A 16920-nucleotide genomic window follows, 5' to 3' on the forward strand; every position below is an offset into this window, starting at 1 on the left:
CAAGTCTAAACAGTGTGCTATATTTATTTCGGAGTTGGAGTGAGCTTGTTGTTGGCCCTCTTCAGCCGCGATTATCGTCTTCAACGCGACTGAGTTGCACCATTCGGCGGTTCTCTTGTTAATGTAGAGTTCTTGGGGCGTGTCTGCCCCTTGAGCTTTAATGTCTTGGAAGTTTGGATGCGCATTGAAATCAAGTGTGAGTTGTTGCTTCACATCCGAAGCGGTGTAGTGGATGCAGTAATTCCTAATTTGGTTCTGCAAAGATACGTCGTTGACAAGCATTTCAGTTGGATCAGGTAAGGTAACTTCTAACCGTTCACATATGTGTAGATTAACGAAGTTCTTGTAACTCAGCTTGTATCGTTTTTCCTTCATGTGGGAGTAGAAAGTAGATCGCTCAGACAGAACTCCTTCATGAATTTGAAGGAAATAGAGTTCATTAAAAAATATTTCGAGGCAAGTTCTACTGAGTATTATTGAAGCCGAGTGGTTGGAAAGACTGTCTGAATCTCGACGTGCACTCGTCGAAGCTAAATCTCGTGCGATTTTTAGCATTTGACGCCAGTGACCGTAGAAAATTGGGTTCCGCATTTTTCCCTAAGTATCTGTAAAGTAATAATTAATTTTAGCTCGTAAATTGCCAAACGCTCGCTACGTAAGGTAGCGATACACTGATGATCTCGCAATTCCCATAGTTTTCGCAATTTCGGTGGGTGTATGGCCTTCCTCTCTTAGCTTCCGGACTTTGTCGGCCTCAATTGAAGGGGGTCGACCTTGGAAGGGGCTTTCGTCACCTAAAGCAAGTGCTGCGTCGATGCCCTCCCGCTGACGGGCCTTCCTTATCTCTGTCTCAAACTCTGCGATTGCTCCAAGCATATTAAAAAAAAGTCTACCTTCGGCTGTTGCGGTGTCAATTGCTTGTTCGAGTACCAACAGTTCGACCTCTTTCTCTCGAAGAGTGTGGGAGATATTTTGAAGGTCGCGAAGTGATCTCGCGAGGCGGTCAAGCCGGGTAACAACAAGTTTGTCGCCTTTTCGAACACCTCGGTGCAGGAGGGCACTAAGTTCGTCACGTGCATAGCGATTTTTGCCGGATGCTTTCTCAGAATAGAGGTGCTCTGCCTTGACCCCTGCGCGCGTCAGCGCGGCTATTTGAATGTCCAGAGATTGCGCGCGTGTCGAAACGCGTGCGTATCCAACAAGTTCAGCCATATCTTGAGTTCTCCGTCCGTTTTGAGTGTCCGAAAAATAGTTAGTGTCCCATAAACGATTCCGCAAGTCTAATCGGACGAATTTTGGTTTAGTTTTCTGGTCCTGACAGATTATACTCAAAATGGACACGAACGGCGCATTTTAGCGATGTTACTGACGTTTATGCAGATTGCAGCATCGGTGCCTCTGGGCTCGAAGCTGCCATTGTCTCCTTTTTGCTGCGCCGCAGCAGAGGCGCGTAAGTCCTTACAACAATGGGCCGGACGCGTCTTTGTTGTTTCGTTCAAACCGAGAACACCCGTTCCGACACTATCGACCGAGGCTGGTTTTACACCGCGGAACCTACCCCGCCGCCCGCTCTGCCCCTTCGGAGATGGCCTCGCGCAGCCGTTTTTCCAGAGTCTTTTGCTTGCCTTCGGAGTAGTATTTCAGGCCGAACATGTCCTTGACATAGAACGTGTCCACCACCTGTTCGCCATAGGTCGCGATGACCGCGTTGGCGATATAGACGTTGGACCCCGCCATCGCCCGCGATAGGTCGTGCAAGAGGCCCGGGCGGTCGCGGGTGTCGACCTCGATGATGGTGTAGATGTCAGACCCTTCGTTGTCGAAGGTGATGTGCGTCGGCACGCGGAACGCCTTTTCCCGCTTTTTCACCCGGTCGCGGTCGCGGATGGCGTCCTGGGTCACGACCTCGCCTGCCAGGGTTCGTTCGATCATCTTGCGCAGGCGCGGCAGGCGCGAGGGGTCATAGGGGTTGCCCTCGGCGTCCTGAATCCAGAACGCATCGGTCACATAGCCGTCCTTGGTCGTATAGCTGCGCGCATCGACCACGTTCGCACCGACCAGCGCCAAGGCCCCCGTCAGCCGCGCAAAGATGCCCGGGTGGTCGGGCATCACGAAACAGGCGCGGGTGGCGTCGCGATCCTCATCGGGGTGCAGGTCCATCGCGATCTCGTTTTCGCCGATGTCGCGCAACAGTTTGGCAATGGTGACATGGGCCGTGACATGCAGGCCCTGCCAATAGGGCGCATAGTGGCGCGCGGTCTCGACCTGCAAATCCTTGCGGGGCCAATCGGACAGGGCCGCGCGCAGGGCCTTTTTCGCCTCTGCCCCGCGGTTGTCGCGGTTCAGCGCCTCCATCCCATCCTCAAGCGCCCGCTTGGTCTGGCGATAGAGGGCGCGGATCAGCACGGCCTTCCAGTTGTTCCAGGTGGTGGGGCCAACGCCGCGAATGTCACAGACCGTCAGAACACAGAGCAGATCAAGCCGCTTGACCGTCTGCACCGCCTTGGCAAAGTCGCGCACCGTGCGCGGATCAGCGATGTCGCGTTTCTGGGCCATATCGGACATCAACAGGTGATAGCGGACCAGCCATTCGACGGTGTCCACCTCGTCTTGTTTCAGGCCCAGACGCGGGGCGATCTTGCGCACCATCTGAGCACCCAAGATGGAATGGTCTTCCTCCCGCCCCTTGCCGATGTCATGCAAAAGCAGGGCGACATACAGCACCTTGCGGTTCACCCCGGTCTTGAGGATCGACGAGGCGACCGGCAGGTCCTCGACCAGCTCGCCCTTTTCGATCATCGCCAATTGGGCGACACACTGGATGATATGCTCGTCCACCGTATAGCTGTGATACATGTTGAACTGCATCATCGCCACGATGTGCTCGAACTCGGGGATAAAGGCCGACAGAACGCCCAACTCGTTCATACGGCGCAAGGCCCGTTCGGGGTTGCCGTGTTTCAGCAGCAAATCAAGGAAGCGACGCTGCGCCTCGGGATCATTGCGCATCTCGTCGTCGATCAGATCAAGGTTCGATTTCACCAGACGCATCGCGTCGGGGTGGATCAACATGCCGGTGCGCAGCGCTTCTTCGAACAGGCGCAAGAGGTTTAGCTTGTCCGACAGAAACCCCGCCTCGTCCGCGATGGCCAACCGGTTGTGGATCACCTCATAGCCGTCCTTGACCTTGGGGCGGCGCTTGAACAACCGCTCCAGCAGGGGTTCGGCCTTGAGGTGAACCGCCTCAAGCTTGGTCAAAAAGATGCGGGTCAGGTCGCCCACTTCGGTGGCATGGCGGAAATAGTCCTGCATGAACTGTTCGACCGCGCGGCGGCCTGCTTTGTCCTGATAGCCCATGGCCTCGGCGACGCTGGCCTGCATGTCAAAGGTCAGCTGATCCGTCGGCCGGTTCGAAATCAGATGCAGGTGGCACCGGGTGGCCCAAAGGAAATCCTCCGCCCCGACAAAGCTGCGAAATTCATCCTCGGTAAAGAGCCCCAAAGGCACGAGTTCCGCGGCATCCTGTACCTTGTGGATATACTTGCCGATCCAGAAAAGAGATTGCAGATCACGCAAACCGCCTTTGGCCTCTTTGACATTGGGTTCAACGACATAGCGTTGGCCCTGCCGTTTGTGGCGGTTGTCCCGCTCGGCCAGCTTGGCCTCGATGAACTCGCGTTCGCTGCCCTGAAACAAGTCCGCGCGCAGGCTTTGGTCAAAGGTGTCCGCAAGGGCCGCATCACCCATGAGAAAGCGATGCTCCAGCATGGCGGTGCGGATGGTGAAATCCTCGCCTCCCAGACGGATGCAATCGCGGACGGTGCGGCTGGCATGACCCACCTTCAACTTGAGATCCCACAGGATATAGAGGGTCGTTTCAATCACATTCTCGGCCCAAGCCGTGATCTTGTAGGGCGTCAGAAACAGCAGATCCACATCCGAGAAAGGGGCCATTTCGCCCCGACCATAGCCGCCTACGGCAATCACGGCGAGGCGCTCGCCGGTGGTCGGGTTTGGATTAGGGTGCATGCAGGTTTCGGCCGTGCGCACCGCCGCCGCCACCAGTTGATCGGTCAGATAGGTATAGGCGCGCGTGGTGGGGCGCGACCGGAACGGGTTGGCGCGAAAGGCGTCGGCGATGGCGGCGCGGCCCGCCTTCTGGCCCGCGCGCAAATGGGCCACGACGAGGGCCCGGCCCTCCGAGGGGGGCAGTGCCTGTGCGTCGGCCAAAATGGCCGCAAAGGCTGTGGTGTCAAAAATGTCCTGCCGGGGGCAGATCAGCTCCGGCAAGACGGGGACAGGGGCCGCCTCAGTTACGTCGGTCACGTTGGGTGTGCTCCTGCCTTGGGCGCGGGCTTGGGTTACGAGCCTGCGCCGCCAAATCCGCGCGGTGCGGGGCTGATCACGACAACCTGCTTGTCGCGCACGGTTGCCACGGCCAGACCGCGTTCGTTGGTGCCGTCATTGAGCAGACGAAAGACGCCAGATGCGCCTTGGAAGCCCGCGCCCTGGGTCAGGGCCGTGCCGCTCAGCGCATTGGGATTGCCCCGGCTGACAAGGGCGCCGACAGCAGCGATGCCGTCAAAGGCAAGGCCCGCCACAGGGTGCGGCGCTCCGCCATAGGCGGCCTGGTATTGCGCGCGGAAAGCGTTGGTGCGGCCTGGGTCCGGCAACGCAAACCAACCGCCCTGCACACCGGGCAGGTCAAGGGTCTGGGGTGGGATATCCCACCGGGTCAGGCCGATATATTGCGTGCTGGTCGGGTTTACCCCCGCCTCGGGCAACAGCTGCGTCAGCAAGGGCAGGCCACCCGCCGTGGTGGCTGTCATGAACAGGGCGTTGCCCCCGCTCTGGCTGATAGTCGACCGGATACGCGGGACCGCGTTCACGACACCCTGTTGAGACAGCGGATAATCTACTGTGCCGGCCAGCGTTGCACCGTTGCGGGTGATGGCCCGCTGGATCGCATTGCGGCCCAGTTGCCCGGCAACATCCTGCGCATGGACGATGACAACACGGTCGCGACCCTGCTGGGTGCCGTATTGCACAAGGCGATTGGCCGACGAGTCAAAGGTCGGCCCCAGGATAAAGACGTTGCCGCCCGCGATGGTCGGGTTGTTGGAAAAGGCCAGCACGTTCACGTTCTTTGCGGCCACTGCGACACCTGCGGCATTGGCCGCTTCACCATAGAGCGGACCAAGAATGATCCGGGCCCCGTCATTGACGGCCTGGGCCGCCTGGGTGGCGGCGGTCTGGGCATTGCCGGCGGTGCCATAGACGCGCAGGTCAATCTCGACCCCGTTCAGGTCCCGCATTGCCAATCGGGCCGCGTTTTCAAGGTTTTGGGCCAGCAGGTCATCGCTGGCCGACCCGCCCCTGGGCACAAGCAGGGCAACGGGAACAGGCTCAGATGTATTGATTCGGGGGCCGGTACTGCCGCCCAGGCCACCCAAAGCGGCAGGGTCACAGGCGGCCAGCGCCATTGCGGCCAGCGGAACAAGCATAAGGCGTCCCGCCTTGCGCACAGATTTCAAAAACGCGAACATGAGGTACAGTTACTCCCGAAAATTGGGGCTTGGCTCGCTTTGGCCTTCCCGCTTGATTTGGGGCGGATAATAGACGTCAGGAAAGGCGGGTCCAGCTTTGAATCATCTTCAGGTCCCTCTGGCTGCGGGGGTGTGGTTTGTCGGTGTCCCCATCGGGACGGCACGCGACATCACCTTGCGGGCGCTGGATGTGCTGGCCTCCGCAGAAATCCTGGTGGCCGAAGACACCCGCAGCTTGCGCAAATTGATGGAGATTCACGGCGTGCCTTTGGGCGGGCGTCGGATCGAGGCGCTGCATGACCACAGCAAGGGGGGCGTGATCGAACGGCTGATCACGCGGGCCCAAGGCGGGGCCAGCGTGGCCTATGCCTCAGAGGCCGGGATGCCGCTGATCGCTGATCCTGGGTTCGAACTGGCCCGCGCCGCGCGCGCAGCCGATGTGGCGGTGACCTGCGCGCCCGGGCCCTCGGCGGTGCTGACGGCGCTGGTGGTGGCGGGCCTGCCCACGGATGCGTTTCACTTTGCCGGATTCTTGCCCAATGCGACAGGCGCGCGCAAAAAGGCGCTCGAAGGGTTGGCGCGGATCGAGGCAACGCTGGTCCTGTACGAATCGCCCAAGCGGGTCGGCGCGCTGATGCGGGACGCCGCAGAGGTTTTGGGCGGCGACAGGCAGGGGGCAGTGTGTCGAGAGCTGACAAAACGGTTCGAAGAAACGCGGCGGGGCACCTTGGCGGAACTCAGCGAATTTTACGAAAATACAGCCGTCAAAGGCGAGGTGGTCGTCCTCATCGACCGTCAATCCGGGGCCCCCGTTAACGATCTCGACATCACTTCCGCTCTACACTCTGCCCTCAAAACCATGTCCACCAAAGACGCCGCCGCCTTTGTCGCCGACACCCTGAACGTACCGAAGCGGCAGATTTATCAACGCGCCCTCGACATCGCCAGGGGCAGCCCAGAGGATTAAACCATGAGTTTCGCGGACCGGGATCACAGTTTTCAGACCGCGCCACCCGTCATTCCTGCGCAAAACGTCCATCGCGGACGCATGGCCTATCACGCGGGCCTCGCCGCAGAGGATCAGATCGCACGCCACTTTGTCGAACATGGCCACATCATTCTGGAACAGCGCTGGCATGGGCAGCGTGGCGAAATTGACCTGATCGTGGCTGATGGCGACACAATCGTCTTTGTCGAGGTCAAGCAAAGCCGCGATTTTGACACGGCCCTGTCCCATGTGACGCCCGCGCAGGTGCGCCGCCTCTATACCACGGGCGAGGAATATCTCGGTACCTTGGCCGACGGCAGCCTGCGGGATGTGCGCTTTGACGTGGCACTTGTGGATGGCACCGGCGCGGTGCGCCTAATGGAAAACGCCTTCGGGCCCCTCTTTTAAGGGGCTGAGCCTGCGCCCTGCGCAGGCGCACAGGGCCACCCCATTGCGCCTTGGGCCGCGCTGCGCCATCTAGGTCCGGTACAATGCCGGAGACGCGCCATGAAAATCGCCTTTCAAATGGACCCGATCGGGGCCGTGGACATCAATGCCGACAGCAGCTTTCGCCTCGCGGAAGAGGCGCAGGCACGCGGCCACAGCCTGTTTTTCTACACCCCCGATCACCTCGCCTATCAAGAGGGGCGGATCACCGCGCGTGGCCATGACATGACGGTGCAGCGGGTCCAGGGCGATCACGCCCAACTCGGGCCTCAGCGCGACGTGGATCTGGCCGACTTCGACGTGGTCTGGCTCCGCCAGGACCCGCCTTTTGACATGCATTACATCACCTCGACCCACCTGCTGGACCGGCTCAAGGGGCAGGCCGTGGTCGTGAACGACCCGTTCTGGGTCCGTAATTATCCCGAAAAACTGATGGTTTTGGACTTTCCCGATCTGACCCCGCCCACGACGATTGCCCGGGACCTGGACACGATCAAGGCGTTCAAGGCCCAACACGGCGATGTCATCCTCAAGCCGCTTTATGGCAATGGCGGCGCGGGTGTGTTCCGCCTCGATGCCAACGACCGCAACCTGTCCTCGCTCCACGAGCTGTTCACCGGCTTTTCCCGCGAGCCGCTGATCGTGCAGAAATTCCTGCCCGATGTGTCCAATGGCGACAAACGCGTCATCCTCGTCGACGGCGAGGCCGTGGGCGCGATCAACCGTGTCCCCGCCCCGGGCGAAACCCGATCCAACATGCATGTGGGCGGGCGCCCCGAAAAAATCGGCCTGACCGACCGCGACCTCGAAATCTGCGCTCGCATCGGCCCGCTTCTGCGCGAAAAGGGCCAGGTCTTTGTCGGCATCGACGTCATTGGCGAATACCTCACCGAAATCAACGTGACCTCGCCCACCGGCATTCAGGAATTGGAGCGCTTTGACGGCGTCAACATCGCCGCAAAGATCTGGCACGCTATCGAGGCCAAATGCGCATGAGCCTGAGGGCCACGATCCTGAACCACTGGCTGCGCTGGACAGAAAAGCCTTTTCTGACCCGCGCCACCAGCCCGCGCGCCCTGCGGATCAGCTTTGAGCTCAAGGCGGCGCTGTTCTTTCGCGGCCCGCTTGGGGTTCTGGCGGAATGGGCCGAACTCGCCGACAAACCGGCTCTGAAGCTGCGCGCTACGACAGACGAAACCGCGCCGGTTCTACTTTATTTCCACGGCGGCGGCTTTGTCTTTGGCAGCCCGCGCACCATCGCCAAAATGGTCGCTCATCTGGCGAAAAAGTCCAACGCCCGCGCCGTTCTGCCCCAATACCCGCTGGCACCCGAAGCCCCCTTCCCCGCCGCGACCGAGCACGCATATGCGTCCTATCGCGCGCTGCTCGATCAGGGGGTGAACCCCGCCCAGATCATCATCGGCGGTGACAGTGCAGGCGGCAACCTGGCCCTGTCCCTGCTCGCGCAGATCATCGCGGCGGGCGACCCGCACCCGGCGGGCGTCTTTGCCCTGTCGCCGGTGACGGACCTGACCTATTCGGGCGACAGCGTAACTGCAAATGCCGAAACCGAGGTGGTCCTGCCCGCATCGCGCATGACCGACATGACCGAGGCCTACATCCCCGATCATCCCCGAGAAGACCCAAGCGTCAGCCCGCTATTCGCCGATTTTCACGGCGCGCCGCCCGTCTGGCTGGCCGTGGCCGATACCGAGATTTTGCGCGATGACACCCTGCGCATGGCCGAGCGCTTGCGGGCGCAAGGAGCCCCCGTCGATCTGACCGTGGAACACGATTTGCCCCACGTCTGGCCGATGTTTCACACGCTGATCCCCGAGGCGCATGAGACGTTGAATGCGCTGGCGGACTGGATCAGGGTTCAGACAAGGGCAAGCGCCGCCACCCGGTAGCTGACCGCCTCGGCCACATGCGGTTTTTGCACGGCCTCTGCCCCGTCCAGATCGGCGATGGTACGCGCGACGCGCAAGACCCGGTGATAGCCGCGCGCCGACAGGCCAAAGCGTTCCGCCACTTTGGTGAGCAGCGCACGCCCCTCCGCGTCCGGCGTCGCCCAATCGTCTAGCGCCGCCCCCGAAAGATCCGCATTGCAGCGCAGCGCAGTCTCGGCAAAACGCGCCGTCTGGACCTTGCGCGCCGTGGCCACGCGGGTGGCGACAGTTGCCGTGCTGTCACCCGTTGGGGGCAGGTCTAGGTCTGCAAAACTGACCGGCGGCACGTCAACCCGCAGATCAAACCGGTCCATCAAAGGCCCCGAAATCCGGCCCATATAGTCATCGCCGCAGGCGGGCGCGCGGCCACACGCCCTTGCCGGGTCGCTGAGGTAGCCGCACTTGCAAGGGTTTGCGGCAGCCACCAGCATGAAGCGGCAGGGATATTTCACATGGTTGTTGGCCCGCGCGATCATCACCTCGCCCGTCTCGATGGGCTGGCGCAGGGTTTCCAGCACCGTGCGCGGAAATTCGGGGAACTCGTCCATGAACAACACACCGTTATGGGCCAGCGATGCCTCCCCCGGTTTGGCGCCGCGCCCACCGCCGATGATCGCGGCCATGGAGGCCGTGTGATGCGGTTCGCGAAAGGGGCGGTCCATCGAAATGCCGCCCGCATCCAACAGGCCCGCAAGCGAGTGGATCATCGAGGTTTCCAACGCCTCCATCGCCGACAAAGGCGGCAAGATGCCGGGCAGGCGCGCAGCCAGCATGGATTTGCCCGATCCGGGCGTGCCCACCATCAGCAGGTGATGACGGCCCGCCGCCGCAATCTCAAGCGCGCGTTTGGCCCGTTCCTGGCCCTTGACGTCGCGCAGATCGGGCAGGCCGGTTGAGCTAGCGATCTGACCCGCCTGGGCCGGTTCCAGCGGCGCTTGTCCGGTGAAATGGCGCACAACCGCGCCAAGGGATTTGGCCGCAATCACCGACGTGGCATCGACCCAGGCTGCCTCGGCCCCTGACCCAGCAGGGCAGAGCAGGCTGCGATCCTGTTCCGCCGCAGCCATGGCGGCGGGCAATGCGCCCAGCACCGGCACCAATGTGCCGTCGAGAGACAATTCGCCCAGCGCCACCGTCCCCTCCACCGCGTCGTCAGGCAGGATGCCCAGCGCCGCCAACAGCGCCATGGCGATGGGCAGGTCGAAATGCGATCCTTCCTTGGGCAGGTCGGCGGGCGACAGGTTGATGGTGATCCGTTTCGAGGGCAGCGCGATCGACATCGCCGTAAGCGCGGCGCGCACCCGGTCGCGCGCCTCTGACACCGCCTTGTCCGGCAGGCCCACAATTGAAAAAGCGGGCATGCCCGGTGTCATGGCGCACTGCACCTCGACCTCGCGCGCGTCGACCCCCTGAAATGCGACCGTATAGGCGCGAGAGACCATGCCCCGTTCTCCTTGTCCTCAAAGGTTAATGGCTAACGGGGCGTGGTTTACGATTGGTTAACGCCAGGTGGAGCGTTGGGATTTTGAGTATTTTTGGAACAATGAAAGTTAAATGGGCCACACTTTGGTGGCTGTGCCCATGTCATAGGGGAATGGATCATAGGTTACCTTTTGCCCCTCGGCGCGCCATGTCTGAAAGGCCGGGTCGCTGATCGTTTGCATGCAATAGGCGCGGGTTGCACCACTGACCGGCAGGTCATAGCCGATGATCCGGGCGCAGACGGGGGCGTAAAAAACATCGGCCAGCGAATATGCGCCAAAGATCCAGTCGCCTTGCGATTTGAACTTGGCCGCATGGGCCCAGAGGGTTTCAACCCGCGCAAGGTCGGTTTTGACGGCCTCGGACGGCTCAAACCCCACATTCACATGCTGCAACTGCATCGGACAGTCGCCGCGCAAGGCCCCGAAACCACCGACCATTTCGGCGCAAAGCCAGCGGGCCGTCGCCCGGGCCGCTGAATCCGCTGGCCACATCCCGGCCTCGGGGTTTTGTTCGGCCAGCGTCTCGGCCATGGCGAGGCTTTCGCCGACCACCGTGCCATCCGGGCACCGTATCGCAGGCACCAGCCGCGCAGGCGGCAAAGGCGCCAGATCATCGGCCATCGTGCCGGAATAGAGGCCCACAAGATGCACCCGGTGCGCCAGATTGAATTTCTCCATCATCAGCCAGCCCCGCAAGGACCAGCTGGAGAAGGTGCGATCGCCGATATAAAGGTCATACGTCATGACCCGCAGGCTAGCCCGTGCCCCGCGCCCTTGACCAACGCCGATTTGTGAAGCTGCCCATCAAGGGTGGTGATTGATTGTCTCAGCCTTGCCCCGGGCCGGGTGCAGCGTCGTGACAGAGAGCGGGTCGATCTTGTGGCCGAGTACCTCGTAACCCGACAGGCCCAGCACCGCCTGCACCTGCGTCAGGATCACGCCGAAATGGGCGACAGCGACGATATGGGCATCGGGATGCGCCGCCTCGATCCGCCGGACGGCCATGGCCACGCGGGCCGCCGATTGGTTCCAGCTTTCGCCGCCGGGGGGGCTGTGATCGCCGGGGCTTTCCCAATACGCGCGGCTGAGGTCAGGGTGCCAATCGGCTACGGTGCTGAAATGAACACCGTCCCAGGTGCCGAAGTGGAATTCGCGAAGAGCGGGGTCGTGGCGCAGCCGCCTGCGCCCCCCTTGGATCGCGTCGGCAGTGGTGACGGAGCGCGTCAGGTCTGACGAGATCACCAAAGCACCCTCGGGCAAATGTGCGCAAAGCCGGTCGATGGCCCCTTGATCCGACAGGTCCGCAGGCACATCGCGCCAACCGGTGAAGTTTTTCTGATGGGTCGGCCCGTGCCTGACCCAGTGCCAGGTGGTCATGGCATCTCCCCCTTTAGGCACTGCGGCAGGCCCGCGACGACGTGGATCACGCAATCCGCCTGCGCCGCCAGCGCGATGTTCAACCGCCCCTGCGCCTCGCGGAACCGGCGGGCCAGCGCGTTTTCGGGCACAATGCCCTGACCCACCTCGTTCGACACCACGACAACGGGGGCTGGGCACGCCTTGAGGGCCGACAGGAAACCGGACTGCGCCGTCGCCAGATCGTCCTCATCCAGCATCACATTGGTCAGCCACATGGTCGCGCAATCGAGCAAAACAGCCTGGTCTGATGTGCAGCAAGACAACACCGCCGCCACGTCCTTCGGCGCGTCAAATGTCTCCCACCGGGCATCACGACGCGAAATATGCAGATCAACTTTCTCCTGCATCTCGGCGTCATAGACACGGGATGTCGCCAGATAAACAGGGCGTAAACCACTGTTTTCTATAAGACCCTCAGCAAACACGGACTTGCCCGAGGCAGCCCCACCTAAAACGAAACTCAAGCCTGACAACACTTTTTTAATCTTTCCAGTGAACCAAGAGGGCACCTGCTCCGTAAATACTACAAGTGCGCAAAACAAGACCAACCGTTCAGGGGGACGATCTATGGCTTTGGATAATGTAAGAGAGATGTCATTGTCGCGCACCGCCATGAAGGCGGAATTGCTAGACGCGGAAACCGAACTGCGACTCGCCTATGCCTGGCGGGACGAGCGGGACGAGGCGGCGCTGCACCGCCTGATTACCGCCTATATGCGCCTCGCCATTTCGATGGCGTCCAAGTTCAAACGCTATGGCGCGCCGATGAACGATCTGATCCAGGAGGCGGGTTTGGGCCTGATGAAGGCCGCTGACAAATTCGACCCAGACCGTGGCGTGCGCTTTTCAACCTATGCGGTCTGGTGGATCAAGGCATCGATCCAGGATTACGTGATGCGCAACTGGTCGATGGTCCGCACCGGGTCGACCTCTTCGCAGAAGTCCCTGTTTTTCAACATGCGCCGTGTGCAGGCCCGGCTTGAGCGGGAAAGCCAGGCGGCGGGCGAAACGCTGGACAAACACCAGCTGCGCCAGATGATCTCGACCGAGATTGGCGTGCCGTTGCATGATGTCGAGATGATGGAAGGGCGCCTGTCCGGCTCTGACTATTCTCTGAACGCGACCCAATCGGTTGAGGATGAAGGCCGCGAGTGGATTGACGCGCTTGAAGACGACAGCCCCCAGGCGGCAGAGACGGTTGAACATTCGCACGACACCGAACAGCTGCGCGAATGGCTGCTCTTTGCGATGAACGCCCTGAACGAACGCGAGCGGTTCATCGTACGTGAACGCAAGTTGCGCGATCAGCCCCGCACGCTGGAAAGCCTTGGTCAGGAACTCAGCCTGTCCAAAGAGCGTGTGCGCCAGTTGGAGGCGGCGGCCTTTAACAAAATGCGCAAATCGCTGGAAAACCAAAGCCGTGAGGTCCATCACTTCCTCGCATGAGGTATGTGGTCCCCCTTGTTCTCACGCTGATCGGCCTGCCCCTTTGGGCGGGCCAATTTGATGCAGATGTCGTCGTTCTGGGTGAGTTTCACGACAACCCCTATCACCATGCCCGACAGGCCGAGATTGTGGCGCAAGTACAGCCCAGCGCGCTGGTCTTTGAGATGCTGACCGCCACGCAGGCCCTGAAACATGTGCCCGGCGCGGATGCCGCCACGCTTGAGGATGCCTTTGGCTGGCGTGACAGCGGGTGGCCCGATTTTGCCATGTATTACCCGATCTTTGCCGCCGCACCAGATGCACGCGTATTTGGCGCGGGCGTGCCCAGATTAGCCGCACGGCAGGCGATGACCGACGGCGTCGCCTTTGCCTTTGGCATCGGTGCCGGGGCTTACGGGCTGACCACGCCCTTGGACAAGCAAGAGCAAGAGGCGCGCGAAGCGTTGCAGATGGCTGCCCATTGCGATGCTCTACCCCCCGATTTGCTGCCTGCGATGGTCGATATTCAACGTCTGCGCGATGCGGAACTGGCCAAGATGGCGTTGCGCGCCCTTGAGTTGACCGGCGGCCCTGTGGTTGTGATCACCGGCAACGGGCACGCCCGCACAGATTGGGGCATGCCCGTCTATCTGGCCGCGGCTGCCCCGGAAGTCACGGTTATCGCTTTGGGTCAGGCAGAGAGCGACGCCCCGCTGGCCGGTGAATTCGACCTCATGGAAACCACGCCCGGTGTTGACCGGCCCGATCCCTGTCTGGCCTTTCGCTAGGGCGGACCACACGTCGGTTTTACGGGGACGCGTGACCGGGCTGGCCCTCGCCCCACCGCCGCACTATGGTTGCCTCAACATCCCTGGCGGAGCGAGCAACATGCTGACCGACAAGCGCATTCTGCTGATCATCACAGGCGGCATCGCGGCCTACAAGGCCCTCGACCTGATCCGCCGTCTGCGCGAGCGCGGCGCCCATGTGACCCCGGTGCTGACCCGCGCGGCAGAGCAGTTTGTGACGCCCTTGTCGGTGTCGGCCCTGGCCGGTCACAAGGTCTATCGCGATCTCTTCGATCTGACGGACGAGGCCGAGATGGGCCATATCCAGCTTTCCCGCTCTGCGGACCTGATCCTTGTGGCCCCGGCCACCGCAGACATCATGGCCAAGATGGTGCAGGGCCGCGCCGACGACCTGCCCTCGACCCTTCTGCTGGCCACCGACACGCCTGTGATGATTGCGCCCGCAATGAACGTACGCATGTGGGATCACCCTGCAACCCAGCGGAACCTTGTGCAGCTGCGCGCGGATGGCGTTGCAATCGTGGGCCCCAACAAGGGCGACATGGCCTGCGGCGAACACGGGCCCGGGCGCATGTCCGAACCGCTTGAGATCGTAGACGCGGTGGCCGCTCATTTCGGGCCACGCCCGCTGGCGGGCAAACGGGTGCTCGTCACCTCCGGGCCCACGCACGAGCCCATTGACCCCGTCCGCTATATCGCCAACCGGTCCTCGGGCGCGCAAGGCACCGCGCTGGCGTACGCCCTTGCAGGGCTGGGGGCCGAAGTTGTCTTTGTCACCGGGCCGGCCGACGTACCCCCGCCGCCCGGGGTGCAGGTGGTGCCCGTGCAAACGGCGCACGAAATGCGTGATGCGGTCGCCGCCGCCTTGCCTGCCGATGCCGCCATCTTTGCCGCCGCCGTGGCCGATTGGCGCGTGGCCAGCGCCAGCGACCGCAAGCTGAAAAAATCAAAGGACGGCTTGCCTGTGCTGGAATTTGCGGAAAACCCTGACATCCTGGCGGGCGTGGCGCAGATGACCAAGGGGCGTCCCGGCCTCGTCATCGGCTTTGCCGCCGAGACCGACGACGTGATCGCCCATGCCACCGCCAAACGGGCGCGCAAGGGCTGCGACTGGATCGTCGCCAATGACGTATCACCCGAAACCGGCATCATGGGCGGGTCCGAAAACGCCGTGACCCTGATCAGCGACGCAGGGGCGGAAACCTGGCCGCGCATGTCCAAATCAGACGTGGCCGCGCAATTGGCGGAACGGGTGGCGGCGGCGATCACCTGACCTTAACTGGGCAAAAGTGACCCGGTTTTTTTGAGTATTTTGAGGAACAATGAAGATGGGAGCCGTGGTGATTGAAATCATGCGCATGCCCGGTGCGGACCCGGATGTGGCCTTGCCCGGCTATGAAACCGCAGGGGCGGCAGGGGCCGACATCCGGGCGAATTTTGCGGACCGTCAGGGGGTTGTCGTGGCTCCGGGCGCACGGACACTTGTGCCCACCGGTCTCGCCATTGCGATCCCCCTGGGATTTGAGGTGCAGGTGCGGCCCCGGTCCGGCCTGGCGCTGAAACACGGGCTGATGCTGGTCAACAGCCCTGGCACCATCGACAGCGACTACCGTGGCGAGGTTGGGGTGATCGTGCTGAACACCGGCGACTCCCCGTTCGAGATCACCCATGGGATGCGGATCGCGCAAATGGTAGTGGCCCCCGTCCTGCAAACAGAATTTGCCATCGTCGAGGCGCTGGATGCGACAGCGCGCGGAAAAGGTGGCTTTGGATCGACGGGGGCAGACTGATGGTTTTGGTCTTTGCCATGGCGGCGGGCATCTGGGGCATGGGCGCGCTGATGAAGGCGCCCCGCTCGGCCAGGTGGACCATGATTGGGCTGCTTTATGTGGCAGTGCTGGGGCTTCACGTGGCCTTCCCGGATGGGCATCCACTGCGGATGGCGACGGGGGAAAGCCCAGCCTTTTGGCTGATCCTAGGTGGGTTTACGGCACTGGTTCTGGCTTATCGATTTGGGCTGCAACGGCTGCGCGGCCGGGCCCAAACGCGGCATCCCTCAGGAACCGCACAACAGCAGGGCTCGTTTTCCGACACCGAATTGAACCGCTACGCCAGGCACATCGTGCTGCGCGAGATTGGCGGGACCGGGCAAAAGGCGTTGAAAGAGGCACGCGTTTTGGTCGTTGGCGCAGGTGGGCTTGGTGCCCCTGCCTTGCAGTATCTGGCGGCGGCCGGCGTCGGCACCATCGGGGTTATTGACGATGACATCGTCGAAAATGCCAACCTCCAGCGGCAGGTCATTCACCGGGACGGCGACATCAGCACGCCCAAGGTCTTTTCCGCCCAAGCCGCGATGGAGGCCCAAAATCCCTTTGTCACTGTGCGCCCCTATCATCAGCGGCTGACGGCCGGCATCGCGCACAGACTGTTCGCGGATTATGACCTGGTGCTGGACGGCACCGACAATTTCGACACGCGTTATCTGGTAAATGACGCCGCCGTCGCGCGGGGCATCCCCCTGATTTCCGGCGCTTTGACCCAGTGGGAAGGGCAGATCAGCGTCTTTGACCCGGCCAACGGCGCGCCCTGCTATCGCTGCCTGTTCCCCAAGGCCCCCGCGCCAGAGCTTGCCCCGAATTGTGCCGAGGCGGGCGTGATCGGCCCCCTGCCCGGCGTGATCGGTTCCATGATGGCCGTCGAGGCGATCAAGCTGATCACCGGTGCTGGTACCCCGTTGCGCGGTGACATGGTGATCTATGACGCGCTTTATGGCGAAAGCCGCAAGATCGGCGTAACCCGCCGCGCCGATTGCCCCATCTGCGGTGACGCGGCAGTGGCGGCGGGGTGAACCCC

16 protein-coding genes are annotated in these 16920 nt (G+C 61.9%); 9 read left to right on the top strand and 7 right to left on the bottom strand.

Annotated features, from left to right (window positions below):
* Nucleotides 1–651 precede the first annotated feature (651 nt).
* The 3 genes from Q1A44_RS00840 to Q1A44_RS00850 all read right to left on the bottom strand — a co-directional run bounded on the left by Q1A44_RS00840 (nt 652) and on the right by Q1A44_RS00850 (nt 5504).
* The gene (locus tag Q1A44_RS00840) at nt 652–1212 is read right to left on the bottom strand and encodes a recombinase family protein (RefSeq protein WP_299618202.1); all 561 of its coding nucleotides are present in this window, start codon (nt 1210–1212) and stop codon (nt 652–654) included.
* A gap of 342 nt (nt 1213–1554) precedes the next feature.
* Nucleotides 1555–4260, bottom strand: coding sequence for a [protein-PII] uridylyltransferase (locus Q1A44_RS00845; RefSeq protein WP_366942592.1), 2706 nt, complete (start codon nt 4258–4260; stop codon nt 1555–1557).
* Nucleotides 4261–4361: 101 nt separating this feature from the next.
* Nucleotides 4362–5504: a penicillin-binding protein activator gene (locus tag Q1A44_RS00850; RefSeq protein WP_299618206.1), complete on the bottom strand. Its 1143-nt coding sequence runs from the start codon at nt 5502–5504 to the stop codon at nt 4362–4364.
* A 139-nt stretch (nt 5505–5643) separates the two neighbouring features.
* Between Q1A44_RS00850 and rsmI the strand changes: the two genes are divergently transcribed.
* From rsmI to Q1A44_RS00870, 4 genes are all read left to right on the top strand, one after another.
* A complete protein-coding gene (gene rsmI / locus Q1A44_RS00855; RefSeq protein ID WP_299618208.1) occupies nt 5644–6513 on the top strand; it encodes a 16S rRNA (cytidine(1402)-2'-O)-methyltransferase in 870 nt (289 codons plus the stop codon).
* A gap of 3 nt (nt 6514–6516) precedes the next feature.
* Nucleotides 6517–6942 carry a YraN family protein gene (locus tag Q1A44_RS00860; RefSeq protein WP_299618210.1) on the top strand — a complete coding sequence of 142 codons (426 nt, stop codon included), beginning with the start codon at nt 6517–6519 and terminating at the stop codon, nt 6940–6942.
* A gap of 99 nt (nt 6943–7041) precedes the next feature.
* Complete coding sequence (gene gshB, locus Q1A44_RS00865) at nt 7042–7977, top strand: glutathione synthase (protein WP_299618212.1); 936 nt, start codon at nt 7042–7044, stop codon at nt 7975–7977.
* Nucleotides 7974–8891, top strand: a complete 918-nt coding sequence (locus Q1A44_RS00870) for an alpha/beta hydrolase (protein ID WP_299618214.1) — start codon at nt 7974–7976, stop codon at nt 8889–8891. The genes gshB and Q1A44_RS00870 overlap by 4 nt, the downstream gene beginning before the upstream one ends.
* On the opposite strand, the gene Q1A44_RS00875 is transcribed toward Q1A44_RS00870, so the two are convergent.
* From Q1A44_RS00875 to cobU, 4 genes are all read right to left on the bottom strand, one after another.
* Nucleotides 8861–10372: a YifB family Mg chelatase-like AAA ATPase gene (locus Q1A44_RS00875; RefSeq protein WP_299618216.1), complete on the bottom strand. Its 1512-nt coding sequence runs from the start codon at nt 10370–10372 to the stop codon at nt 8861–8863. The genes Q1A44_RS00870 and Q1A44_RS00875 overlap by 31 nt on opposite strands.
* A 108-nt stretch (nt 10373–10480) precedes the next feature.
* The gene (locus Q1A44_RS00880; protein WP_299618218.1) at nt 10481–11158 is read right to left on the bottom strand and encodes a glutathione S-transferase; all 678 of its coding nucleotides are present in this window, start codon (nt 11156–11158) and stop codon (nt 10481–10483) included.
* Between the two features lie 60 nt (nt 11159–11218).
* Nucleotides 11219–11791: a histidine phosphatase family protein gene (locus Q1A44_RS00885; RefSeq protein WP_299618222.1), complete on the bottom strand. Its 573-nt coding sequence runs from the start codon at nt 11789–11791 to the stop codon at nt 11219–11221.
* Nucleotides 11788–12297: a bifunctional adenosylcobinamide kinase/adenosylcobinamide-phosphate guanylyltransferase gene (cobU, locus tag Q1A44_RS00890; RefSeq protein ID WP_366942588.1), complete on the bottom strand. Its 510-nt coding sequence runs from the start codon at nt 12295–12297 to the stop codon at nt 11788–11790. Before cobU ends, Q1A44_RS00885 begins: the two co-directional genes overlap by 4 nt.
* Before the next feature lie 103 nt (nt 12298–12400).
* Here cobU and Q1A44_RS00895 point away from each other — a divergent pair, with 103 nt between their 5' ends.
* The 5 genes from Q1A44_RS00895 (at nt 12401) to Q1A44_RS00915 (ending at nt 16915) form a co-directional block, all read left to right on the top strand.
* Nucleotides 12401–13279, top strand: coding sequence for an RNA polymerase factor sigma-32 (locus tag Q1A44_RS00895; protein ID WP_299618229.1), 879 nt, complete (start codon nt 12401–12403; stop codon nt 13277–13279).
* The gene (locus Q1A44_RS00900) at nt 13276–14046 is read left to right on the top strand and encodes a ChaN family lipoprotein (RefSeq protein ID WP_299618233.1); all 771 of its coding nucleotides are present in this window, start codon (nt 13276–13278) and stop codon (nt 14044–14046) included. The genes Q1A44_RS00895 and Q1A44_RS00900 overlap by 4 nt, the downstream gene beginning before the upstream one ends.
* Before the next feature lie 100 nt (nt 14047–14146).
* Entirely contained in the window at nt 14147–15340 is a 1194-nt protein-coding gene (gene coaBC / locus Q1A44_RS00905; RefSeq protein WP_299618236.1) for a bifunctional phosphopantothenoylcysteine decarboxylase/phosphopantothenate--cysteine ligase CoaBC, read from the top strand.
* A gap of 55 nt (nt 15341–15395) precedes the next feature.
* Nucleotides 15396–15857: a dUTP diphosphatase gene (gene dut, locus Q1A44_RS00910; RefSeq protein WP_299618239.1), complete on the top strand. Its 462-nt coding sequence runs from the start codon at nt 15396–15398 to the stop codon at nt 15855–15857.
* Nucleotides 15857–16915, top strand: coding sequence for a HesA/MoeB/ThiF family protein (locus Q1A44_RS00915; RefSeq protein ID WP_299618242.1), 1059 nt, complete (start codon nt 15857–15859; stop codon nt 16913–16915). The genes dut and Q1A44_RS00915 overlap by 1 nt, the downstream gene beginning before the upstream one ends.
* Nucleotides 16916–16920 lie beyond the last annotated feature (5 nt).

It is taken from the genome of uncultured Tateyamaria sp. (assembly GCF_947503705.1).
In the GTDB taxonomy this organism is placed as follows: domain Bacteria; phylum Pseudomonadota; class Alphaproteobacteria; order Rhodobacterales; family Rhodobacteraceae; genus Tateyamaria.